The organism is Streptomyces sp. LS1784 (genome assembly GCF_020103755.1).
In the GTDB taxonomy this organism is placed as follows: Bacteria; Actinomycetota; Actinomycetes; order Streptomycetales; family Streptomycetaceae; genus Kitasatospora.
This window is the reverse complement of record NZ_JAHSQD010001192.1, coordinates 1-809: the sequence shown is the minus strand read 5'-3', so window position 1 is coordinate 809 and position 809 is coordinate 1. Positions and strand designations below refer to the sequence as shown.

Sequence of the window (809 nt, the reverse complement as noted above, 5' to 3'; positions counted from 1 at the left end):
ACGGGCGGCGGCGGAACAGCGGGCGCGGCGGGCGCTGCGGGCCCGGACGCGGGTGCGGGTGCGGCGGGCGCCGGCTCCGCGGGTTCGGTGGTCACGGAAGTGGCTCCAGAGAAGGAGGAAGAAGAGGAAGGGGGTGGCGTCGTACGGGCGGCCGGAGCCGGGCTCAGCCGCCGGTGGTGAGCCACTCGCGCTGGCGCTTCATCAGCTCGTTCAGCAGCGCCTTGTCGGGCGTCCCCTTCACGTCGACGTCGATCGTGTACTGGACGTCGCCCTGGCTGGAGATGCCGCTCATCGAGCCGGTGAACGCCTGCTGCTTGGGAGCCTTCAGGTAGCCGCGGCCGCCCGGGTCGCCGTCGATGTCGAACGGGTCCAGCGACTTGACCTTGTAGCCCTTGACGAAGTCGTCCGCCATCGCGGTGGAGCCGAACTTCAGCAGGGTGACGGTGACTTCGGCCTTGCCGTCGGCGGTCCGGTACATCCGGGTCGCGCCGCCCTTGTAGCCGTAGGACTTGAGGATGTCCATGATGCCGTCCTGCTTGCCGAAGAGCGCGGCGACGTCGTCGTCGGTCATGGTCATCCCGTCCACGGGTCCGTAGGACTCGCCGCCGGCCGGGATGGGGAGCAGGAAGTAGCGCAGGTCACCCTCGTGCTTGCCGCCGTTGACGGTGCCCTTGACGGTGCTGGCCGGGGCGGGCTCGGCCGGGACGGCGGTGGGCACCGGGACGGGCGCGGCCGAGGGCGTCGCGCTCGCGGTGGCACTCGCGGTGGCGCTCGCGGCCGGCTTCGACGGGGCGGGTGCGGCTGCGGTC

At 72.1% G+C, this 809-nt stretch carries 1 protein-coding gene; it reads right to left on the bottom strand.

From position 1 onward, the window contains the following. Positions 1 to 163: 163 nt before the first annotated feature. Positions 164 to 809 (bottom strand): hypothetical protein (locus tag KS423_RS46485; RefSeq protein ID WP_374120202.1); only part of this gene is annotated, 646 nt, incomplete at its 5' end.